Annotated in this window: 19 protein-coding genes; 15 read left to right on the top strand and 4 right to left on the bottom strand. The window is 59.9% G+C overall.

Annotation, left to right across the window (positions count from 1 at the left end; genetic code table 11):
• Window positions 1-23 precede the first annotated feature (23 nt).
• The 4 genes from AC07UC_RS13935 to AC07UC_RS13920 all read right to left on the bottom strand — a co-directional run bounded on the left by AC07UC_RS13935 (window position 24) and on the right by AC07UC_RS13920 (window position 2630).
• Window positions 24-440, bottom strand: coding sequence for a hypothetical protein (locus AC07UC_RS13935; protein WP_140774354.1), 417 nt, complete (start codon window positions 438-440; stop codon window positions 24-26).
• A 61-nt stretch (window positions 441-501) separates the two neighbouring features.
• The gene (locus tag AC07UC_RS13930; protein ID WP_494906333.1) at window positions 502-1497 is read right to left on the bottom strand and encodes an HAD family hydrolase; all 996 of its coding nucleotides are present in this window, start codon (window positions 1495-1497) and stop codon (window positions 502-504) included.
• A 12-nt stretch (window positions 1498-1509) separates the two neighbouring features.
• The gene (locus AC07UC_RS13925; RefSeq protein ID WP_244735401.1) at window positions 1510-1842 is read right to left on the bottom strand and encodes a hypothetical protein; all 333 of its coding nucleotides are present in this window, start codon (window positions 1840-1842) and stop codon (window positions 1510-1512) included.
• Window positions 1839-2630 carry a DUF2092 domain-containing protein gene (locus AC07UC_RS13920; protein WP_140774357.1) on the bottom strand — a complete coding sequence of 264 codons (792 nt, stop codon included), beginning with the start codon at window positions 2628-2630 and terminating at the stop codon, window positions 1839-1841. The genes AC07UC_RS13925 and AC07UC_RS13920 overlap by 4 nt, the downstream gene beginning before the upstream one ends.
• A gap of 443 nt (window positions 2631-3073) precedes the next feature.
• On the opposite strand from AC07UC_RS13920, the gene AC07UC_RS13915 reads away from it, so the two are divergent.
• The 15 genes from AC07UC_RS13915 (at window position 3074) to AC07UC_RS13845 (ending at window position 20426) form a co-directional block, all read left to right on the top strand.
• A complete protein-coding gene (locus AC07UC_RS13915) occupies window positions 3074-3283 on the top strand; it encodes a hypothetical protein (protein ID WP_494906332.1) in 210 nt (69 codons plus the stop codon).
• A gap of 127 nt (window positions 3284-3410) precedes the next feature.
• Complete coding sequence (locus AC07UC_RS13910) at window positions 3411-4259, top strand: transporter family protein (RefSeq protein ID WP_494906331.1); 849 nt, start codon at window positions 3411-3413, stop codon at window positions 4257-4259.
• Window positions 4260-4294: 35 nt separating this feature from the next.
• On the top strand, window positions 4295-5254 hold the full coding sequence (locus tag AC07UC_RS13905; RefSeq protein WP_494906330.1) for a SphA family protein: 960 nt from the start codon (window positions 4295-4297) through the stop codon (window positions 5252-5254).
• A 25-nt stretch (window positions 5255-5279) separates the two neighbouring features.
• Window positions 5280-6491, top strand: coding sequence for an alpha/beta hydrolase (locus tag AC07UC_RS13900; protein WP_494906328.1), 1212 nt, complete (start codon window positions 5280-5282; stop codon window positions 6489-6491).
• A gap of 134 nt (window positions 6492-6625) precedes the next feature.
• Window positions 6626-7105: a YidH family protein gene (locus tag AC07UC_RS13895; RefSeq protein ID WP_244735399.1), complete on the top strand. Its 480-nt coding sequence runs from the start codon at window positions 6626-6628 to the stop codon at window positions 7103-7105.
• A gap of 68 nt (window positions 7106-7173) precedes the next feature.
• Window positions 7174-8718, top strand: a complete 1545-nt coding sequence (locus tag AC07UC_RS13890) for an arylsulfatase (protein ID WP_140774361.1) — start codon at window positions 7174-7176, stop codon at window positions 8716-8718.
• A gap of 83 nt (window positions 8719-8801) precedes the next feature.
• Entirely contained in the window at window positions 8802-10229 is a 1428-nt protein-coding gene (locus AC07UC_RS13885) for a DUF1254 domain-containing protein (RefSeq protein ID WP_494906326.1), read from the top strand.
• On the top strand, window positions 10226-11260 hold the full coding sequence (locus tag AC07UC_RS13880) for a DUF1254 domain-containing protein (protein WP_494906324.1): 1035 nt from the start codon (window positions 10226-10228) through the stop codon (window positions 11258-11260). The genes AC07UC_RS13885 and AC07UC_RS13880 overlap by 4 nt, the downstream gene beginning before the upstream one ends.
• Window positions 11261-11344: 84 nt before the next feature.
• Window positions 11345-12811: a DUF1254 domain-containing protein gene (locus AC07UC_RS13875; protein WP_494906322.1), complete on the top strand. Its 1467-nt coding sequence runs from the start codon at window positions 11345-11347 to the stop codon at window positions 12809-12811.
• A gap of 34 nt (window positions 12812-12845) precedes the next feature.
• The gene (locus AC07UC_RS13870) at window positions 12846-15164 is read left to right on the top strand and encodes an arylsulfatase (protein ID WP_202326399.1); all 2319 of its coding nucleotides are present in this window, start codon (window positions 12846-12848) and stop codon (window positions 15162-15164) included.
• 9 nt (window positions 15165-15173) lie between these two features.
• The gene (locus AC07UC_RS13865) at window positions 15174-16046 is read left to right on the top strand and encodes a bile acid:sodium symporter family protein (RefSeq protein WP_494906319.1); all 873 of its coding nucleotides are present in this window, start codon (window positions 15174-15176) and stop codon (window positions 16044-16046) included.
• 301 nt (window positions 16047-16347) lie between these two features.
• Window positions 16348-17298 (top strand): formylglycine-generating enzyme family protein, encoded by a 951-nt coding sequence (locus AC07UC_RS13860; protein ID WP_494908935.1) that lies wholly within the window; start codon window positions 16348-16350, stop codon window positions 17296-17298.
• Complete coding sequence (locus tag AC07UC_RS13855; RefSeq protein ID WP_244735394.1) at window positions 17291-17674, top strand: DUF1622 domain-containing protein; 384 nt, start codon at window positions 17291-17293, stop codon at window positions 17672-17674. The genes AC07UC_RS13860 and AC07UC_RS13855 overlap by 8 nt, the downstream gene beginning before the upstream one ends.
• A gap of 545 nt (window positions 17675-18219) precedes the next feature.
• Complete coding sequence (locus AC07UC_RS13850; protein WP_494906317.1) at window positions 18220-19797, top strand: ATP-binding protein; 1578 nt, start codon at window positions 18220-18222, stop codon at window positions 19795-19797.
• Between the two features lie 23 nt (window positions 19798-19820).
• On the top strand, window positions 19821-20426 hold the full coding sequence (locus AC07UC_RS13845) for a response regulator transcription factor (RefSeq protein ID WP_244735392.1): 606 nt from the start codon (window positions 19821-19823) through the stop codon (window positions 20424-20426).
• The last annotated feature ends 79 nt before the right edge of the window (window positions 20427-20505 follow it).

Raw genomic sequence — 20505 nt, 5'->3', positions numbered from 1 at the left:
GGCCAGGGCCGCGCACGGTCACTTCAAAATTCGCATTTGTAATAGATGACGGAAATCTCTGGAAATTGAGGGTCGAAACGCTCGAAATGGGTCTTGTCGATGACACGGAAGGATGCTGAGAAACTGCTGAACAGAACCGCATCCGAGCAGCTCAGCAGTACCGAAAAGCGATCGCCATTCTGTGAGATTTTCTCCGCCTTGCAACTGGAGTTGGGTCCGAGGACCCTGCTGCCGGAGACGATGATTCCCGTCGTCAGCGAAGAACTCCGGTCCTTGTACTCAAAACCTTTGCCCCGCTTCTCGAAATTGTCCTCACATCCCGTCCCGTTCATCGTCCATGCGCCTTGCAACGCCTCCATGGAGGCAGCTGCGACATGGCCCGCTCCTCCGGCAAACAAGACAATGCCAGCCATTGCGCCACGAAACGGTTTTCCGTTCATTGTTCTCTACCCCGACGTATTCAGATCCCGTGCATTGAATTCCCGATGAGGCCCGTGCCTTTCAGGAAGGAAAGACCGCTTTCCAGTCCTGCTTCATGTCAACGACGACCCAATGGCCGTTCACAGCTTCGTCCAACGCCTTGTCCAACTTTCCGACCGAAGAGACGCGATCGTAGGCATATTCACGATCGGCGTCGGTGTGATGCACGATCCCCATAAATCGCGGGCCGCTTCCAGCCGCGGTCCATTGCAACATCTGCAGATCGCCGTCGGAATTACCGAACGCAAAGATAGGTCTGCGGCCAATGAATTTGTTGATACCGACAGGTTTGCCGGGACCGTCATCGACGAAATCGACCTTGGCGTCCTTGATCAGGGCCGGCTTGCCGTCCGCTCCGACGACGTATCTGGTCATGCCCGATGAGCCGACGATCCTCTCCGGCGGGACGCCATAGACCGCTTCCATCCAGGGACGCATGAAATCGATACCGCCACCCGAGACCACGAAGATCTTGAAATCGTTCTGGCGCAGGAGCTCGAGCAGTTCCAGCATCGGCTGGAAAACAAGTTCGGTGTAGGCGCGACGGAAGCGGGGATGCCTTGCCGTTCTGGTCCAATCGAGGACGGCGCGGTCAAACTCGTCGGTGGTCATGCCGGCATGCGTCGCCGCGACGATCTCGAATATTCCTTGCTCGCCAGAGCGGACCAGACCTTTCAGGTCATTGGAGATCACCGACTTGAAGGGCTCCTGCGTCTGCCATTGCGGGTGATCCGGCGCGAGCAGCTTTACCTGATCCAGCGCGAAGGCGAGTTGAGAATAGATAGGCTGTTCGCACCACAGTGTTCCGTCATTGTCGAAAACCGCGATCCGTTCATCCGCGATAACGAAATCACGGCCGGATGGCGTCGTGACCTTGGCGACAAAGTCCATGATCGATGCCTTGGCAGGCCCCTCATGCCATGAAGCGAGAGGTGCTGCCTGAGCGCGAGCGGACACGACGCTGGAGAGCGGCAGTCCGGCCGCCAGCATGCCGGCAAGCACCGTGCGTCTATCCATGATCGGGCTCATCTACCGAACGACGACTTCGACGTACACGCCACCAGTCCTCGCATAATAGACGCCACCGCAATTGTAGTAGTAGTGACCGTAGTAGAGACCGTAGACGCAGGCTGGCGGCAGCACCGCGATCTGCCGTGCAATGACGCGCCTTGTTGTTCTGCGCGCCGTACGGCGCGCCACTCCGGCATAGGACAGCGGCGTCAACGGATGACCGATCCTTGCCTGTGCGGTCGAAACAGGGTTGAGAACCCCGAGGAAAGCGAGGTCGGAAACAGGTCCGATTTCAGCGCACAAAAATCCACCGAAAATCGATGCCGTCAGGAGTTTGCCGAACCTGGTCATTGCTGGTCTCCGTCGTCTTCAGGGCTTGGCACCTCATCGATCTGCGCGATTTCGCTAAGGTCGACTTTCTTGGCGTCGGCCGGTGCCTTGAATTTGAAATCGTTCGCCGCGACATCGGAATCGAATTTCCAATCCCTGGTCTGGAGGGTGTATTGCGGCGCCTGCGAGAGGTGCTTGCTGGTGATGACATAGCGCCTGGGGATCGGCTGATCGCCGGCCTGAATCCATATCTGCCAGTCGACGTCGTGCGATCGGAAGGCGAGATACTCGCATTCGACGCCATCGATATAGGCGCTTGAAATGTGTCGGGCGTCGGTGACCCCATCCATAAGGGTATCGAAGACGTTTGACGCCAGAATATCGGCTCCCGGCGGATCAATGCCGGCACTCGAAAGTCGCTCACCAAGGTCATCCAGCGTGCCCTTGGCCTCTACCTGGCTATAGACGTTCAAGTTCTTGCCGAGGATCGACAAGGTGGTGCCGTCGAAGACGGTTTCGACATCGGCAAAACCGCCAATCCTCGACACGGCGATCTTGTCGGGCCTGGCGACCTCGACCTTGCCCGAGCTGGCGAACTGCAGCTTTTCGAAATCGCGCGTGACGACTTCAATCGAGGAATCGTAACCGAAGGAAAAACTCTTCTGCTTGGCCATGTAGTCCGACATGGCCTTGAGTATGTCTTTCGCATCGTCGGCCATCGCGTTGCTGATCGGCAGGATGGTCAGGGCGCCGGCAAGCAGCCAGCCGCAAGGACGGATAAAGCTTTTGGAAACGAGATCTCTTGGCATCGCGGACTCCAACGGTTTGGTGTCGCGCCGGCACAGACTTCAGGCTGCGAAGTCAATGACTGCGGCTTGGATGCGCTGGCTGACAAGGGATGCAGGCCTCGGAGAAGCCCCATCCGATTGACCGAGCGCGTCAGGCAGTCAGAGTAGGAGATGGCCCCGCAGGCACAATACTTGGCTGCCACATATACCGATACGAAACGGTAACAAGCAGGCCTTCCGGGAGATTGACCGATGGAAACGCCGCCAGAAGCCGGATAGCGCTGTTGAACGACCCGGGCAGACCCGGAGAAAACTCGATTGTAACAGTAAAGTGCTGGCGCGCCTCCCCGAACTGCGGTGATGTTTGATGGAATGCCTCCCACGCACGAGGTCCTTCATCCGGTTTGAAACCCATGGCCATGCCTTCGGAACGCGACCACGATCGTCGGGGCTTGCTAAGGCTCATGATCAAGATGCCGGCCTTGCGCGGCATGCTTCAAATCCTCAGCGCGACGGATCCTCATCTGCTCGGCCTGTGTGGCGCTTACGAGGACGCCAACGTGGCCCTGGATCGGTTGAGAAAGGAAAAGGGAAACGCGAACCGCGATGCGATTGCCGAATATGAAGAGCTTTGCACCGAGCTGGAGACCGACATTATTCGCATGTGCCAGTGACATCCGGCGATAACGTGAGCGTGGCCTCTGTAACTGTAACGTACTTCGCTTCCCGGCATTCCGATTCAATTGTGTGATGCGCCGAAAAGCTTCGGCGCGCAGCAGAGGGTCGTGACCGGGTATGTTCATGGGACGCATTCGCTCCGGCGCCGGTGCAATCCTGCCGGCTGGCACCTTCCGCCCTCAGGGGCTCGAAGCAGCAGCTCCCGCATCCGGCTCGAATTGTCATGCGCTCGCCTTTGCCATTGCGCTAGCCCTTGCCGGACACGCCGAAGCCCAGGAGGCCAAGGATACTTCGGGGACGAACCCTGCCGTCCTGACAAGGACGCTGTCATTCTCGAACGAGTATAGATTCCTGCCAGGGGACGAATATTACAACATCACGAACGTCCGTTACACCGAGCCGTTTTTCGACGGAAAGGCTTCGGTTCGCCTGACCTTGCCGCTCGACGCAACCAACCTGGGCGGCGACGACGAATTCGGCCTCGGCGACATCTCGGCGAAGCTCAGCTGGATTCCTTATTTAAGCAGGCGGCAGGCATTTATCCTCAGCACCGAGATCTACGCGCCGACCGCCTCCGAGGACGTGCTTGGCACCGGCAAATGGGTCGCAGCGCCCGGACTGACCTGGGCCTATTTTGCCAGCCCCGAGGTCATAATCGCGCCGGCCTATATCCAGAGCTTTTCATTTGCCGGCGACAGCGACCGGGCCAACGTCAATCGCGGCGATTTCGACATCTACGTCGTCTACAAGCCGCATGCCAAACGCTGGTGGCTGACGTCGGACCTGACCGCGAGTTACGATTTCGAAGCCAGGACCGAACCCATGTCCTGGGAGGTCGCCCTGGGGTTCAATCTGGGCAGGATGCCGAATGGCGGCGCCATCAACGGTTATATCAGGCCAGGCATCGGTATCGGGAACGACCGGCCGTACGACTTCAATATGGAGGTTGGTGTTTCGTTGGTGAGTTTCTAGCGGCCAATGAAAACCTCGGCATGGAGAGGGAGACGATGACTGAAGCAAGATCACTTGCCTGGCTGGTGACCGCGACAGCGGTTCTTGCGGCGTTCGCTTCCGTAAAGGAAGCAAATGCCACCGAGGCCGTCGCGGGCCGCTATATCCCCGGCGCCTTCGCCGGCCCTGGCGCGGGCATTGTGCCGCCCACGCCGGGAGCCGCCTATTGGGCAATGTCCAACATCTATTACCATGGCGAAGCGAGTGGCCAGGTTCCATTCGGCAACGGCTCGGTCGCGGTCGGTCTCACCGGTGATATCTATTCCATGATTCTGGCCGGGGTTTATGTGCCCGAGTTGCACTTGCCGGGAAACTGGACTTATGCCGTCCAGCTTGCCGTTCCACTGGGTCGAACGGCTGCCTCGGCGGAGCTTGGCCCCCTGGGGGCGGATCAGCATGTTACCGGGCTCGGCGACATCGCTTTCGCCCCGCTGGTGTTTGGCTGGCACAACGACGCCATGAATAGCTGGCTGTCGGCATCCCTGACGATCACGGCGCCCACCGGCGAGTGGAAGGAGGGTGACCTTGCCTTCATCGGCCTCAATTACTGGACGTTCACCCCGGCGATCGGATTCACCTACCTTATCCCGGAACATGGGCTGGACCTGTCGGCCAAATTCGGCGTGGATATCAACACCAAGAATCAGGACACCGATTACTACAGCGGTGCGACGGCCCATCTGGATCTCTCGGTGACGAAGGCCTTGACGGAGAACCTGTCCGTGGGGGCAATCGCAGGCTTCCTGGACCAGATCGAAGATGACCGTAGCGCGTTCGCCGACGCCCATGACGGCTTCAGGGGCCACTCCATCGCGGTTGGACCGCTGGTCAAATACAAGGCCAAGTTCGGAGAGAAGACCGAGGTCGATCTCAGCTTGAGATGGGCCCATGAGGTCGAGGCCGAAAACCGCATGAAGGGCGACGCTGTATTCTTCGACATTTCCGGGAAGTTTTGAGCGGTGACAAACCAGGTGCTGCTCGATGCGCAAGTGGATTAGCGGATCTGTCGCGGCTTCGTGCCTGCTCACGCTGACGGCGTGCGCAGGAGGACCGAAAGGCGTTTTGGCACCGGTAGCGGCGAATACGCGTTCAGCATCGGCGTCTGACGTAACGATGCTGGTGGCGACCAGCCGCAAACCTTCGGGCGATCCTGCAACATTGTTCACGGGCGAGCGCAGCCCGACACTTTCGTTGACCGACCTGACCATTTCAATTCCGCCGAACCGTGTATCCGGCACCGTCGAATGGCCGAGGAGATTGCCACCGGACCCCCGGAAGGAATTCGCCGTCGTCGCGGCGAAGAACCTTTCGATCCCGCAGGCGGGTGACTGGCTACACTCCCACAATTCGAACGGCCATGTGCTCGTCTTCGTGCATGGCTTCAACAACCGCTACGAGGATTCCGTTTTTCGGTTCGCGCAATTCGTCCATGACTCGGGGGCGAAGGTGACGCCCATCCTCTTCACCTGGCCATCGCGCGCGAGCGTCCTGGACTACAATTACGACAAGGAAAGCACCAACTTTTCCCGCACGGCCTTCGAGCGGGCATTGAAGGCTTTGGCCAATGATCGCACGGTGACGGACATCACCGTCATGGCCCACTCGATGGGGACCTGGCTCGCCATGGAAGGGCTGAGGCAAATGGCTCTGCAGGATGGCCGGGTCTCTGCGAAGATCAGGAACGTAATTCTTGCATCTCCCGACCTCGACGTGGATGTCTTCGGGCGCCAGTGGACCGAACTCGGACCAGAGAAGCCGAAATTCACGATCATGATCTCGCGGGACGACCGCGCTCTGGCAATCTCGCGTTTGATTTCCGGCGATGTCGACCGGGTGGGCCAGATCGATCCGTCAAAAGAGCCCTACAAGTCGAAGCTGCAGGCGGCGGGAATAACGGTCATCGACCTGACCAATGTGAAGACGGACGACCGCCTGAATCACAGCAAGTTCGCCGAGAGCCCTGAAATCGTGGCGCTGCTGGGATCTCAATTGGCCTCCGGTCAAATCCTCACCGACTCCAGGATTGGCCTTGGTGACGGACTGGGCATGGTGATTGCCGGCACGGTCGGTACGGTTGGCAAGGTCGCGGCAACGACGGTCAGCGCTCCCATCGCGATCGTGGAGGGAAAAGGGAATACCCCTGCCCCCGATCAGCTCGGAACGATCCTGAAGGCCGATCCGGCGGCGGATTGAGCCGAGGCCTGCCCCACAATCAGACGCGGCGGTTCGGCCCTCCCGACACGTATCGTTACCGTAACGTACTTCGAAAGTTTCCGCCGCGCTCCAACAGTGCCGGTCGACTTCTCTCCGTTCGCAGGACACCTGCAATGAGCGTTGAACCCGTTACCGCCGGATCCGGTTCCGACAAGATCTCCGTCGAGCTTTCCGCGCGGCGCACCGGCATGTCGTTCCAGCGGACGCGCATGAGCGCCGATCGTACGCTGATGTCGGTGATCCGCACCGCGCTGTCGCTGATCAGCTTCGGCTTCACCATCTACCAGGTATTTCAAAAGCTCAGGGATGCCGGCACGCTGGCGCACGCGGCCGCCCCCCGCAATTTCGGGGTGACGCTGGTGCTGCTCGGCATCGTGATGCTGATCATCGGCATCATCTACCATGTGCAGTTCATGGTCGGTCTGCGCCGCGAGCGCAACGACATGCGCGAAGCCGGGCTGATCCATGGCGACAGCGGCTATCCCGTTTCCTTCACGCTGGTCACCGCGGTGATCCTGCTGGTGGTCGGCCTCGTGGCGATCTTCAGCATGGTTTTCAACGTCGGCCCGTTCACCGACGCGTCAGCTGGCTGATGGCTTCGAGCGAAGAAAACCGGCTCGATCCATGTAGCCGGGCAGATTAACCACAGGAGGCAGGAAAGATGGCGAAATCACCAAAGGCCGGCAAGCCGAATATCCTCGTCATATGGGGCGACGATATCGGCACGGCCAATCTGAGTTGCTACACGCATGGACTGATGGGCTACAAGACACCCAACATCGACCGCCTCGCCAAGGAAGGCCTGATGTTCACCGACGCCTATGGCGAACAGTCCTGCACCGCCGGCCGGTCGTCCTTCATCACCGGCCAGAGCGTCTACCGCACGGGTCTTTCAAAAGTCGGCCTGCCAGGCGCCGATGTCGGGCTACAAGCCGAAGACGCTACAATCGCCGAACTTTTGAAGCCGCTCGGCTACGCGACCGGTCAGTTCGGCAAGAACCATCTCGGCGACATGAATAAATACCTGCCGACGGTGCACGGCTTCGACGAGTTCTACGGCAATCTCTATCACCTCAACGCCGAGGAAGACCCGGAAGAGCCAGACTATCCCAAGGATCCGCGATTCAAGGAAAAGTTCGGCCCCAGGGGCCTGCTCCATTGTTGGGCGACGGACAAGGACGATCCTACGGAGCAGCCGCGCTGGGGCCGGGTCGGCAAGCAGAAGATCGAGGATACGGGGCCGCTGACACGCAAGCGCATGGAGACGGTCGATGACGAGGTCGTGGAGAAGGCAAAAGACTTCATCAAGCGGCAGCACGCCGCCGACAAGCCCTTCTTCGTCTGGCTGAACACCACGCACATGCATGCCAGAACACACACCAAGCCGGAAAGCGTCGGTCAGGCGGGTGAAGGCCAGTCGCCTTATCACGACACGATGATCGACCACGACAAGAATGTCGGTCAGATGCTGGATTATCTGGACGAGCTCGGCATCGCCGACGACACTTTCGTCATGTATTCGACCGACAACGGCCCGCATATGAACACCTGGCCGGACGCCGGCATGACGATGTTCCGCTCGGAAAAGGACACCAACTGGGAAGGCGCTTTCCGCGTGCCGATGCTGGTGCGCTGGCCCGGCAAGGTGCCCGCCGGCGAGGTGACCAACGACATCGTGCAGCATCACGACTGGCTGCCGACCTTCTGCGCCATAGCCGGTGACGCAGACATTCCTAAAAAGCTGCTCAAGGGCCACAAGGCGGGCGACAAGACCTTCAAGGTCCACATCGACGGCTACAATCTTCTCGACTTCCTGACCACGGAAGGCGTGAAAAGCCCGCGCGAGGGCCTCGTTTATTTCGATGACGACGGCAACCTCGTCGCCCTGCGCATGAAAGTCTGGAAGGTCGTGTTCATGGAGCAGCGGACGGAGGGCACGCTTAAGCTCTGGATGGACCCATTCGTCGTCCTACGGTGTCCCAAAATATTCAATCTGCGGACTGATCCGTACGAGCGAGCCGACATCACGTCGAACACGTACTTCGATTGGTATTTCTCCAAGGGCTACATCATCATGGCCGCCCAAGCCGTGGTGCAGCCTTTCCTGGCCACCTTCAAGGATTATCCGCCGCGCCAGAAGGCCGCGAGCTTCACGCTCGATCAGGCTCTGGAAAAGATGGCCGCGAGCTTCAACAGCGGACACTGAAACATGTGCCGCGGCGGCAGGCGGAAGCCTGCCGCCTGCCTTTGTTCAACCACGGAGCCACCAACGGAAATCCGGAGGATGCGATGACCTTCCGACATTTGCTTGCAGGTGCGTTCGTTGTCGGGATCTCAATATCTTCGGCAGGGCCTTGCGCCGCGAAGGCGACTTGGACCACTGCCGAACTCGCCGCGCGCGCCATCCAGCGCCGCGCTGTCGAGGCGGTCATCTGGGGCATGCCCGCCGTCAACTATGACCTGATGCTGCAGGAGGCGATCAAGGCCAAGGGCGGCAACAACCAGATCGTCTACTGGTCGCGACTGCCGAGTTGGAAAAACCAGACGCTGACGCCGAACCCCGACGCAGTCTATCTGATGGCATTCTTCGACACCAAGGATGCGGGGCCGATGGTGCTCGAAGTCCCGCCTGCCGATGGAGGGTCGCTCACCGCCAACATCGACAACATCTGGCAGGTCGCGCTGGAGGACGCCGGCCCCTCCGGCGCCGACAAGGGCAAAGGCGGCAAGTATCTGATCCTGCCGCCAGGATATGCCGAGAAGATCCCGGACGGTTACTTCCCGCTGCAGTCGGACACTTACAACGGTTATGCGCTGTTGCGCTCGACCCCGGCCAGCGGCAGCGACGCCGACGTCGCCAAGGCGGTGGCCTACGGCAAGCGGATCAAGCTCTACCCGCTCTCGCAGGCAGCCAGTCCGCCGCAGTCAACATTTGTCGACGTGATCGACACGGTGTTCGATTCGACAATCCAGTACGACCTGCGCTTCTTCGAGTCGCTCGACCGTATCGTGCAGAGCGAGCCCTGGCTGGAACGGGACAGAGCGATGATCGACCAGCTGAAGTCGATTGGCATCGAGAAAGGCAAGGCCTTCAGGCCCGACGCAAAGACGAAGGCGAGCCTCGAAGCGGCCGCGCGCGAAGCACAGTCGTGGTTGGAGCTCAAATACGAAACCGCTTTCGCGCCCTACTATGAAGGCCACCGCTGGGTCGTGCCGGCTTTGCCCGAGGGCATCGAAGGGCAATCCACGAACTACGACAAGCGCGACCTCTATCCGACGGATGCCAGGGGGCTCACCTATTCGTTGGGCTTCGTCGGCATCAAGCACCTGGGCGCCGGCCAGTTCTACCTGATGACCATCAAGGACAAGAACGGGCAGGACCTCGACGGCGGGAAAACATATCGCCTCACCGTGCCGGCGAACGCGCCGGTCAAGCAATACTGGTCGGCGACGGCCTATGATCGCGCGACCCATGCCTTCATCCGCGACATGAAGGGGTTCAGCCGTTCCTCGCAAACGCCTGATCTCAAGAAGAACCCCGACGGCTCCGTCGATGTCTACTTCGGTCCCAAGGCTCCCGCCGGCAAGGAAGCCAATTGGGTGCCGACAGCGTCAAAAGGCAAATTCGAAGTGATGTTCCGCCTTTATGGGCCGGAAATGCCATTGTTCGACAAGAGTTGGGTACTGCCGGACATAGAGAAGGTTACCGCGCGATGAGCACAGAGAGGAACACCAAGAACGCGACCTTGATCGCAGCGCTGGCCGTCATCTGCACGACGGGGCTCTCGCTCGCCCAGAGCACCGTGCCGGTGACGGTCGACAATTTCACCCGCGCCGAAACCGACCTCTACTTCAACAATTCCGTAACCGGCGGCGGATTCGGCGGATGGCATCATGTTCGGGAACTTCTACCCATCGATCACCAGACGGTCATTCGGGGCAACCGGGATACGCTCTATTCGACGCGTGTGTTCGATCTCGACGCAGGGCCGGCGACCATCACCCTGCCTGATGCCGGACAACGCTTCATGTCGCTGCAGATCATCAGCGAGGATCAGTACACGACCACCGAATATGGCGCTGGGCCGCATACGCTCGACAAGGCGAAAATCGGCACGCGTTACGCGCTCGCCGGCATTCGCACCCTGGTCGACCCGAACGATCCCGACGATCTGGGACGCGTCCATGCGCTGCAGGACGCAATCCAGGTTTCGCAGCCGGGCGGACCCGGCAAGTTCGAGATTCCGAACTGGGACAAGGTGAGCCAGAAGAAAGTCCGGGACGCACTGCTTGTTCTCGCAAGCACTGTCACCGACACGCGACGCGCCTTCGGCACGAAAGAGCAAGTCGACCCCGTCCAATATCTGATCGGGGCAGCTTCGGCATGGGGAGCAAACGCGCCGCGCGACGCGATCTATCTCAACGTTGTTCCGACCAAGAACGACGGAACCACCAATTATGCGTTGAAGGTCAAGGACGTTCCTGTCGACGGGTTCTGGTCGATCAGTCTCTACAACGCTCAAGGCTACTACGAGAAGAATTCCTACGACGCCTACACGCTCAACAACATCACCGCCAAAAAGGATGGGGACGGAGCTGTCACGGTCCGGCTCGGCGGCTGTGACGGCAAGATACCGAACTGCCTGCCGATCGTGAAAAACTGGAACTACATGGTGCGCCTCTACCGGCCGCGTGCCGAGATTTTGGATGGCAAATGGACATTCCCGGAGCCGCAGCCGGCCAAATAACAAATTCCGAGGCCGCCGGCGCTGTCTTACGAATTCCGCATGTCGAGCAACTGTCGGAACACCAGCTTGAATTGGGAGGGAGAGATGACACGTCAGACTGCTGTACTCGCCAAAGCCACGGCCAGATCATCCGAGACGGATGCCGCCGGGCTGAATCCGCAACCTCTGCCGCCGTCGCCGAGCTGGGCGCGTGCACTGCGGCCAGGTCCGGATGCGCGCGTGAAGATCACCGAGGCCTATGCCGCCCACGTGGCGCGTGACGCCTTTTTCTGGGCCTGGCCGCTGGTCAACATGTACAACCGCCGGCTCGCGTTTTCGAAGATGAAGGAAAATAGATATTTAGGCCCGTTGCTCGAAGCACCGCTGAACACGCTCACCATGCTGACGGACTACGTCAATCCGGAAGAGCGCAACGTCGCATGCCCAAACCAGGACGTGGTCTACGGCTTGGGCCTGGTGGCGCTGGATGTCTCACCGGTGGTGATCCAGGTGCCGGATTTCGGCGACCGTTTCTGGGTCTATCAGATCGTCGACCTGCGCACGGACAGCTTCGCGCAACTCGGTAAGATGCACGGCACCACGCCCGGCTTCTACCTGCTGGCCGGTCCCAACTGGCAGGGTGAAGTGCCGAAGGGCATCACCAAGATGTTTCGCGCGTCGAGCAACACCGCCCTCGCGGCGCCGCGCATTGCCCAGGAGGATACGCCGGACGACAAACGAGCGATCCAGTCGGTATTGCCGGGGATCGTGATGTATCCGCTCGCGGACTATGACGGGCGGATGAAAAGCATCGACTGGAACAAGCTGCCGAAAGTCCCCGGCGCGCCTCCAGGCGAAGAGGAAACGCGTTGGGTGTTCCCCGACAAGTTCTTCGAGGAGCTTCCGACGGTGCTCGCCGACGCGCCGCCACTACCCGGCGAGGAAGCACGCTATGCCCAACTGCTCGCGGTGCTCGCCGCCGCCAAGGACAACCCGAAAATGAAACAGGCGATGATCGACGCCGCCAAGGATGCCGAAGAGAAACTGGTGACCCCGCTGTTCCAGTTTCGCAACTACGGCCAGCAACTGCCGCACCACTGGAGCACGATCTCAAACGAATCCGCGTTCGGAACGGACTATTTCACGCGGACGGCGGTTGCGAAGTCGAACATCCTCGTCAATTCGCCGGACGAAACCAAGTATTTCTACCAGGATCTCGATTCCTCCGGCGCGCGCCTCAACAGCGCCAATCGCTACATCGTGACATTTGCCAAGGACGGCTTACCGCCGGTGAATGGTTTCTGGTCGCTTTCGATCTACAACCAGCATCATTTTTTCATCGCCAACCCGATCAACCGCTTCTCGGTCGGCACCAAGAACAAGGATCTGAAGCTTGCCGCCGACGGGTCGCTGACGATTTACGTGCAATCCGACGCGCCCACGGACCCCGCGCAGCGCGCCAACTGGCTGCCGGCGCCCAAGGGCGATTTCTCGCTCTACCTGCGCGCCTACTGGCCAAAGACCCCGATCATCGACGGCTCGTGGACGCCGCCTCCGGTTGAGCGGAAGTAGCGACGGCAGCGAACACCAAAAGAGGAGGACAGCAATGACACGTTCATTCAAGGGCAAGATCGCGCTGGATATCCGCAACTCCAAGCCCGACTGGGAAGCCTTTCTCGACAACAGGGCGCCGAAGGACGCCCCCAACGTCCTCGTGATCCTCTATGACGACACCGGCCAGGCGGCCTGGTCACCCTATGGCGGTCGCATCGAGATGCCGACGCTCGATCGGCTGGCGAAGAATGGACTGATCTATACGCAATGGCATACGACGGCGGTCTGCTCTCCGACACGTTCGTGTTTTCTCACCGGCCGCAATCACCACGCCAACGGCTTCGGCTCGATCTCGGAGGCCGCGACAGGTTTTCCCGGCTATCAAGGCCACATCCCGCTGGAGAACGGCACCATCGCCAGCATCCTGCGCGACGCAGGCTGGAGCACCTTCTGGATCGGCAAGAACCATAACGTGCCGGTCGATGCCTTCGGCATGAGCGCGTCGAAGAAGAAGTGGCCGCTAGGCCTCGGCTACGATCGCTTCTACGGCTTCATCGGCGGCGAGACGAACCAGTGGTACCCCGAACTGATCGAGGATAACCATTTCGTCGACCAGCCCAGTCAACCCGAGGACGGCTACCACTTCTCCAGGGACATCGCCGACAAGGCGATCGCCTTCATCCGCGACTCCAAGCAGGCGGATCCGGCGAAGCCCTGGTACATGTGGTACTGCCCAGGCGCCAACCACGCGCCGCATCACGCGCCACAAGATTTCATCGACAAGTACAAAGGCAAGTTCGACGACGGCTACGAGGCTTATCGCGGATGGGTCCTGAAGCGGATGATAGAACGCGGCATTCTGCCGGCCGATACGGAACTCACGCCAATCAATCCGATGCCGCCGGCAGTAGCGGCGGAGGGTGACATGGTCCGGCCCTGGAACACTCTGTCGGATGATGAGAAGCGCCTGTTCAGCCGCATGGCCGAAGTCTACGCCGCCTTCTCGGAATACACCGACGTCCAGATCGGCCGGCTGGTCGACTATCTCGAGGAGTCGGGACAGCTTGACAACACGCTGATCTTCTACTGTGCCGACAACGGCGCATCGGGTGAAGGCAGCCCCAGCGGCTCGGTCAACGAGAACCTGTTCTTCAACGGTTTTCCGGATGATGTGAACCGCAATCTCGCCATGATCGACAGGCTGGGATCGCCCGACACCTACAACCACTATCCGACCGGCTGGGCGACAGCCTTCTCGACGCCTTACAAGATGTTCAAGCGTTATGCCTCCTTTGCAGGCGGCACCTGCGATCCGCTTGTCATCCACTGGCCGAAGGGGATCAAGGCCAAGGGCGAGGTGCGCCACCAATACCATCATTGCACAGACATCGTGCCGACGATCCTGGAAGCCTGCGGCGTGAAAATGCCCGAGACAATCGACGGCGTGAGGCAGTCGCCACTCGCCGGCGTTTCGATGGCCTACACCTTCAATGAAGCCAAGGCCCCGACCAGCAAGGAGACGCAGTATTACGAGATGGCCGGTACGCGCGGCATCTGGAGCAAGGGCTGGAAAGCGGCCGCTCTCCATGCGCCGATGCCGTCCGATCAGGGTCATTTCGACAAGGACGTCTGGCAACTTTTCCACACCGACGTCGACCGCTCCGAAGCACGGGATCTGGCTGCCGAGCAGCCGGAAAAGCTGAAGGAATTAGTCGATCTCTGGCTGTCGGAGGCCAAGAAGAACAACGTCCTTCCGCTCAACGACCTGAACGTGCATGACCAGCACGCAGCCGAATACCACGCGCCCAAGCGCGACCGCTACGTCTACCAACCCGGTACAACCGAGGTTCCTGAAGCAGCAGCAGCTCCCACGCTTGGTACTTCGTTCAAGATGCTTGCCGAGGTTGAGTTCACTGGCGACAGCCAGGGCGTTATCGTGGCGCAGGGCTCGCGCTTCGGCGGCTACTCGCTTTTCGTCAAGGGCGGCAAGCTGTTCTTCATCTACAATTTCCTCGGCATCCCTCCGGAGCAGCGACTGGTCTGCGACGCGCCCAAGCTCGGAAAGCACGTGGTCGGTGTCGAGTTCGTCAAGGAGCGCATCAGTGAACATTTGGAAGCGCTCGGACAGATGACGCTATACGTCGACGAGGAAGTGGCGGCGCAGGCGGCGTTCCGAACCCAGACGGGTCGCTATGCCCTCTGTGGCGAGGGCTTGTGCATCGGCTATGACGGTGGCGACGCTGTCAGCAGCGAGTACAAGCCGCAGTTCCCGTTCACAAACGGGCGTGTGATCAAGGTCGTCTTCGACATCGCCGACGACGTCTATCTCGATCTTGAACGGAAGTTCGCCGCCGCCATGGCACGGGACTGAGTAAGCAGGATGACGATCGCGCAACTGATCCCCATGGCCATCAATCTCTCGATGGCGCTGATGGTGCTGGCGCTCGGACTGCAGGCGAGCTGGACGGACGTGATTTCCCTTTTGCGCCAGCCCTCCCTGCTTGCACGATCCGTCCTCTCCATGAACGTGATCATGGTGCTCCTGGCGCTGGCGATGGACGCCTTGTTCGGCCTTCATCCCGCCGTCAAGATAGCCCTTGTCGCGCTGGCACTGTCGCCGGTGCCGCCGATCCTGCCCAACAAGCAGACCAAGGCCGGCGGCGAAGTCTCCTACACCGCAAGCCTGCTTGTTATCATGGCAGCGCTTTCCGTGCTGATCGTGCCGCTCGGGATAGCCCTGATCGGCGCGATCTTCGGGCTCGGCATCGCCGTGTCCGCCGGCACGGTTTTGTCCATCGTGGTGACCGGGATCCTCGTTCCTCTCGTCATCGGGCTTCTGGTGCATCAATTCGCACCCGACTTTGCATCGCGCCTGGCAAGGCCGCTTTCGCTGTTTGCCACGGTATTGCTCGTGCTGGCCTTCATTCCTGTCCTGATCAAGATCTGGCCGGCGCTGACGGCAATGGTCGGCAATGGCACGTTGATCGCCTTGGTCGTGTTTGCCGTTGTCGGCATCGCGGTCGGCCATGCGCTTGGCGGCCCCGTAGCCGACAATCGCACGGTGCTGGCGCTTGCGAGCAGCGCCCGCCATCCCGGCGTCGCCATGGCCATCGCGCATTCGATCTTCCCGGAAGAGAAAGCCGTGATCGCCGTCGTGCTATGGCACCTGATCGTCAGCGCCGTCGTGTGCATTCCCTATGTCAAATGGCGCACCAGGCTCCATGCCGCCACCCAGTCAAAGGCAATGCGATGATGAGCCCGGTGAAATTTCCCAGGCACAGCTGGATGGGTGGGTGAGTTCGATGCTTCCTCGTCGTGATCCCCGATTGGCCAGGATAGACACATGGGTCCATGCTTTGGCCATTGGCGGGCTGGCCGCGATCTATCTGTCCTCATTGTTTTTGGGACCAACGAACCGAGTCGAGCAGAGCGCCAGATCCAGCCCCGCCGGCACGATCGACAGCCGCGGTTTGTCCGTGACCAGGGCGCAAGGAGGTTGAGGGATGAACGAGGTCACCAGACCTGAGGGGACGGCCATCGAAGAACCGGAAGGGATGCCGGTCTCGAAGAGTTCGTCGACCGACGGCATGATCTGGATTTCGGGTGGCTCGTTTCTGATGGGCTCCGACAAATTCTACCCCGAGGAAGCACCGGTCCATCGCGTGAAAGTCGACGGTTTCTGGATGGACCGGTTTACGGTGACCAATGGCGATTTCGAAAAATTCGTCGCTGAGACCGGCTATGTGACACTGGCTGAAAAGCCGGCCAACCCGGACAACTATCCGGGCGCCTTGCCGGATATGCTCTCGCCGTCCTCTACCATGTTCAAAAAGCCGGCCGGCCCGGTCGACATGCGCAACCATTACAACTGGTGGGTCTATGTGCGCGGCGCCAACTGGCGCCATCCACGCGGCCCGGCCAGTTCGATCAAGAAGTTGGCGGACCACCCGGTGGTGCATGTCGCCTATGAGGACGTTCATGCCTATGCCCGCTGGGCAGGCAAGGAATTGCCAACGGAGGCCGAATGGGAGTTTGCCGCGCGCGGCGGCCTCGATGGCGCCGACTATGTCTGGGGCGACGACCTCACGCGTGATGGCCAGCATATGGCCAACACCTGGCAGGGCGAGTTCCCGTACCACAACACAATGGATGATGGATACGAATACACCGCACCGGTCGGCTCCTTTCCAGCCAATGGCTACGGCCTCTTCGACATGGCCGGCAATGTCTGGCAGTGGACGACGGACTGGTACCAGGAGCACGGCAGCATCGACAGCCCGTGCTGCACGGCGGAAAACCCGCGCGGTGCGGCGCGCGAGGCAAGCTACGACCCACGCCAGCCCGATGTGAAAATCCCGCGCAAGGTGACCAAGGGCGGTTCGCATCTCTGCGCGCCGAACTACTGCCGGCGCTATCGTCCCGCGGCACGCATGGCGCAGCCGGTCGATACCTCGATTTCACATCTCGGCTTCCGCTGCGTCGTACGCGGAAAGAGGAATGGATAGAACGCCGATGATTGAGGAGTGGCTTCGGACCCTGACGGAGTTGTTCGTTCCGCTCATCGATCTTCTGGCGCTGATTATCATAGCGACCGGCACGATCCAGGCCTTCATCAACAGCATTCGCGTGGCGTTGTCTCATCCGGAAAATGATCGCGCCGCCCGCTCCGTCTGGATGCATTATTCGCGCTGGCTGATCGCCGGCCTGACCTTTCAGCTTGCCGCCGACATCATCGAGACCTCGACGACGCCAAGTTGGGACGACATTGGCCGCATCGGCGCGATCGCCGTCATCCGGACCTTCCTCAATTTTTTCCTGGAGCGTGATCAACGCGAGATACGCGAACTGCAGAACGATCCAGAGCACCCGAAAGCGGCATAATGCGAACACGTAGCTTCGGTTCAGCCGGGCTGAAAATGCCGGCCTGGGTTCACCGGCAAGGCCAGCCGATCCGAGGTGTCAATCCATTGTCTCGCTTCTCGCGTGATGCTGTGCCAGCGCCATCCGGCGCGGCAAGAAGTGCGGCGAAGGGTTGGCAGGTGGTGACATGAAGCCGGCGGGCAGACCGTATTTCCAGGTAAAGTGATCCGGTTTTTCATTCCGGCCTGCACCAAACCAGTGCTGCAAACACTTGCGTTGTCATGTTCATCGTCCGTCACCCACCTCATTTAGATACTTTTAACCAATCGCTCCGCTAAGCGTGGGCGGTCCTTGTCATTCCTTTCCGGCCATCGCCGGCGACTGTAAGAGAGATATGAGCTGATGTTATCTCGCCAGAGATATAGACAAGGCACGCCATGGGATTAATTTAGAGAGGGAACAAGAACGGCGCAGACGCATTGGTCCGAATCGACGGTCTCTAGGCCTCGGAAGCTTTCCTTATCGGCAAAGCAGCCTCCATCCACCGATCTCGGGGCGAACACAAAATGGGGATACTTCTGGAGGAGCGACCTTTACTGATTTCGACGTTTCCGCCAGATCCGCGACAAGAGCGTCTGGCGGTGGTTTTCGTCGTTCTGATGTCCTTGGTTTTCATTGGCTCATTGCCCCTTCGGAATTTACAGCTTTCTCGGCTCGATCTATTTGTCCCCATTCTTGATACTATTCTATTTATCATCGATCTGATCACCGCCGCATTGCTCTACGCTCATGTGTCCGTTCTCGGCTCCCGCTCGCTGCTGGCCCTGGCAAGCGGATATCTGTTCACAGCGCTTGTCATTGTCGTACACGCGCTGACGTTTCCGGGTGCCTTCAGCCCAACCGGGCTGCTGGGCGCGGGGATACAAACGAGCAATTATTTGCAGATCTTCTGGCGTGCCGGGCTGCCTTGCGCCGCGGTTGCATATGCCCTCCTCAAGGAAGGTGAACCCCGAAGCCATCTGGCTGGCAACTCAACGGGTATCCTCATTCTCGCAAGCGTCGCCATTGTCTTTGTCGCCGTGTGCGGCCTGACCTTGCTGGTGACGGTCGGTGGCGCCTTGCTGCCGGATATCATGGTCAACGCGGAGCGCAGGATCTGGGCGGTCGACGCCCCCTTCATCATCCCGCTCGAGATTGCCGCAATCGTGCTTGTGTGGAGGCGACGCCGCTCGGTCCTTGATCTCTGGTTGCTGGTCGTGTTGTCGGCGTGGTTGATCGCCAGCCTTCTGGTCAGCACGACGGCTTATCGATTCAGCCTTGTCTGGTATGAGAGCCGGTTCTACGGACTTCTGGCCTCGTCGTTCGTTCTGCTCGGCTTGCTCACGCAGACCACGACTCTATACGCACGGCTCGCCATATCCACGATCATGCAACGCAGCGAACGGGAAAGCCGGCTCATGCAAGTGGATGCCACGCTCGCGGTGGTTTCGCATGAGGTAAATCAGCCGCTGACCGCCATTACCCTGAATGGCACCGCCGGATTGCATGAACTGGCCAAAGAAAATCCGGATACCTCTACGCTGGAGGTGATATTGAAGGATGTCGTCAGGGACGGCCATCGCGCAAGTGAGATCATCAATGGCATCCGTGCCATGTTCAGGCGAGATGATAGTGAAGCCGAAGAGCTTGATGTCGTCGTGCTCATCGAAAATGCTCTGACACTGGTCAGCGGCGATGTTCACGAACACGGGGTCGTCATCGAGACCGAACTTGGCTCGAAACTCTCCAGCATCAAGGGCAACAGGATCCAGTTGCAACAGGTTATTGTGAATTTGGTCATGAACGCCGTCGAAGCGATGGATGCGATCACGACGCGCCAGCGGTTGCTATCTGTCAGGGCCAATGGCGACAGCGACCGGATCGTGATGGAGATTGAGGATTCCGGTCCCGGGATCGATCCGGAGATGAACGATACGATTTTCGATCCATTCGTTACATCAAAGTCCAAAGGCACCGGGCTGGGCCTGTCGATCTGCCGCACGATTGTGGAAAGCCACGGCGGACGGATATCGGCGGTCAACAATTCCAGGGGCGGTGCGAAGATGGTGGTGTCGATTCCCGCGTATCGGCCGCAAGACCAATGAGCATGCCGAGGTCGAACGTTTTCGTGGTCGACGATGATCCGTCGGTCTTGATTGCGTTGGCGCGGCTCCTGACGGTCAAGGGTTACGAAGTCCATACTTTTTCCTCCCCTGGCGCGTTCCTCGAAGCGCACGATCCCGATATCCCTGGTTGTGCGGTCGTGGACGTGTCAATGCCGGGGTTGAATGGTCTCGAACTGCAGGCCGCGTTGAAAGGTTCCGACGACATCGCCCGCCCTGTCATCTTCGTCTCTGGCCAGGGTGATGTTCCAACGAGCGTGCGCGCGATGAAGGAAGGAGCCGTGGACTTCCTCACCAAGCCCATCGACGAAACGGCTCTTATCAATGCCGTCGAAGCGGCGATCGGAAAGGATACCGATCTTCGCCGGGACCGGATCGGGTTCACGGAAGTCCTGAAGCATTATGCATCGCTGACTTCACGGGAACGGGAAGTGCTTTCGCACGTCGTGGCGGGCAGGCTCAACAAGCAGATCGCCGCCGATCTCGGCGTCGCCGAGAAGACCGTCAAACTCCACCGGGGGCGCATGATGTCCAAGATGGGGGTGCGCTCCCTTGCCGAGCTTGTCCGGATATCGGAGCGGCTGGGCCTGGATTTACCGCCTGGCCGGTAGTGCGGCCTGATAGACCAAAGGCCGACTATAAATAGCTCTCGCATCTGAGATAATCGCAGGGTCAGGCCAGGGGTGGTGC

Source organism: Mesorhizobium sp. GW821-FHT04C10 (assembly GCF_059420305.1).
Note: the sequence above shows the minus strand (reverse complement) of the source record. Positions and strands in the feature narration are given on the sequence as shown.

What these genes read in the sequence shown, in the direction of transcription:
- AC07UC_RS13905 (WP_494906330.1), top strand. Translation starts at nt 4,295, where the DNA reads ATGACTGAAGCAAGATCACTTGCCTGGCTGGTGACCGCGACAGCGGTT.
- AC07UC_RS13930 (WP_494906333.1), bottom strand. Translation starts at nt 1,497, where the DNA reads ATGGATAGACGCACGGTGCTTGCCGGCATGCTGGCGGCCGGACTGCCG.
- AC07UC_RS13875 (WP_494906322.1), top strand. Translation starts at nt 11,345, where the DNA reads ATGACACGTCAGACTGCTGTACTCGCCAAAGCCACGGCCAGATCATCC.
- AC07UC_RS13935 (WP_140774354.1), bottom strand. Translation starts at nt 440, where the DNA reads ATGAACGGAAAACCGTTTCGTGGCGCAATGGCTGGCATTGTCTTGTTT.
- AC07UC_RS13910 (WP_494906331.1), top strand. Translation starts at nt 3,411, where the DNA reads ATGGGACGCATTCGCTCCGGCGCCGGTGCAATCCTGCCGGCTGGCACC.
- AC07UC_RS13895 (WP_244735399.1), top strand. Translation starts at nt 6,626, where the DNA reads ATGAGCGTTGAACCCGTTACCGCCGGATCCGGTTCCGACAAGATCTCC.
- AC07UC_RS13885 (WP_494906326.1), top strand. Translation starts at nt 8,802, where the DNA reads ATGACCTTCCGACATTTGCTTGCAGGTGCGTTCGTTGTCGGGATCTCA.
- AC07UC_RS13900 (WP_494906328.1), top strand. Translation starts at nt 5,280, where the DNA reads ATGCGCAAGTGGATTAGCGGATCTGTCGCGGCTTCGTGCCTGCTCACG.
- AC07UC_RS13865 (WP_494906319.1), top strand. Translation starts at nt 15,174, where the DNA reads ATGACGATCGCGCAACTGATCCCCATGGCCATCAATCTCTCGATGGCG.
- AC07UC_RS13880 (WP_494906324.1), top strand. Translation starts at nt 10,226, where the DNA reads ATGAGCACAGAGAGGAACACCAAGAACGCGACCTTGATCGCAGCGCTG.
- AC07UC_RS13915 (WP_494906332.1), top strand. Translation starts at nt 3,074, where the DNA reads ATGATCAAGATGCCGGCCTTGCGCGGCATGCTTCAAATCCTCAGCGCG.
- AC07UC_RS13870 (WP_202326399.1), top strand. Translation starts at nt 12,846, where the DNA reads ATGACACGTTCATTCAAGGGCAAGATCGCGCTGGATATCCGCAACTCC.
- AC07UC_RS13925 (WP_244735401.1), bottom strand. Translation starts at nt 1,842, where the DNA reads ATGACCAGGTTCGGCAAACTCCTGACGGCATCGATTTTCGGTGGATTT.
- AC07UC_RS13855 (WP_244735394.1), top strand. Translation starts at nt 17,291, where the DNA reads ATGGATAGAACGCCGATGATTGAGGAGTGGCTTCGGACCCTGACGGAG.
- AC07UC_RS13890 (WP_140774361.1), top strand. Translation starts at nt 7,174, where the DNA reads ATGGCGAAATCACCAAAGGCCGGCAAGCCGAATATCCTCGTCATATGG.
- AC07UC_RS13850 (WP_494906317.1), top strand. Translation starts at nt 18,220, where the DNA reads ATGGGGATACTTCTGGAGGAGCGACCTTTACTGATTTCGACGTTTCCG.
- AC07UC_RS13860 (WP_494908935.1), top strand. Translation starts at nt 16,348, where the DNA reads ATGCCGGTCTCGAAGAGTTCGTCGACCGACGGCATGATCTGGATTTCG.
- AC07UC_RS13920 (WP_140774357.1), bottom strand. Translation starts at nt 2,630, where the DNA reads ATGCCAAGAGATCTCGTTTCCAAAAGCTTTATCCGTCCTTGCGGCTGG.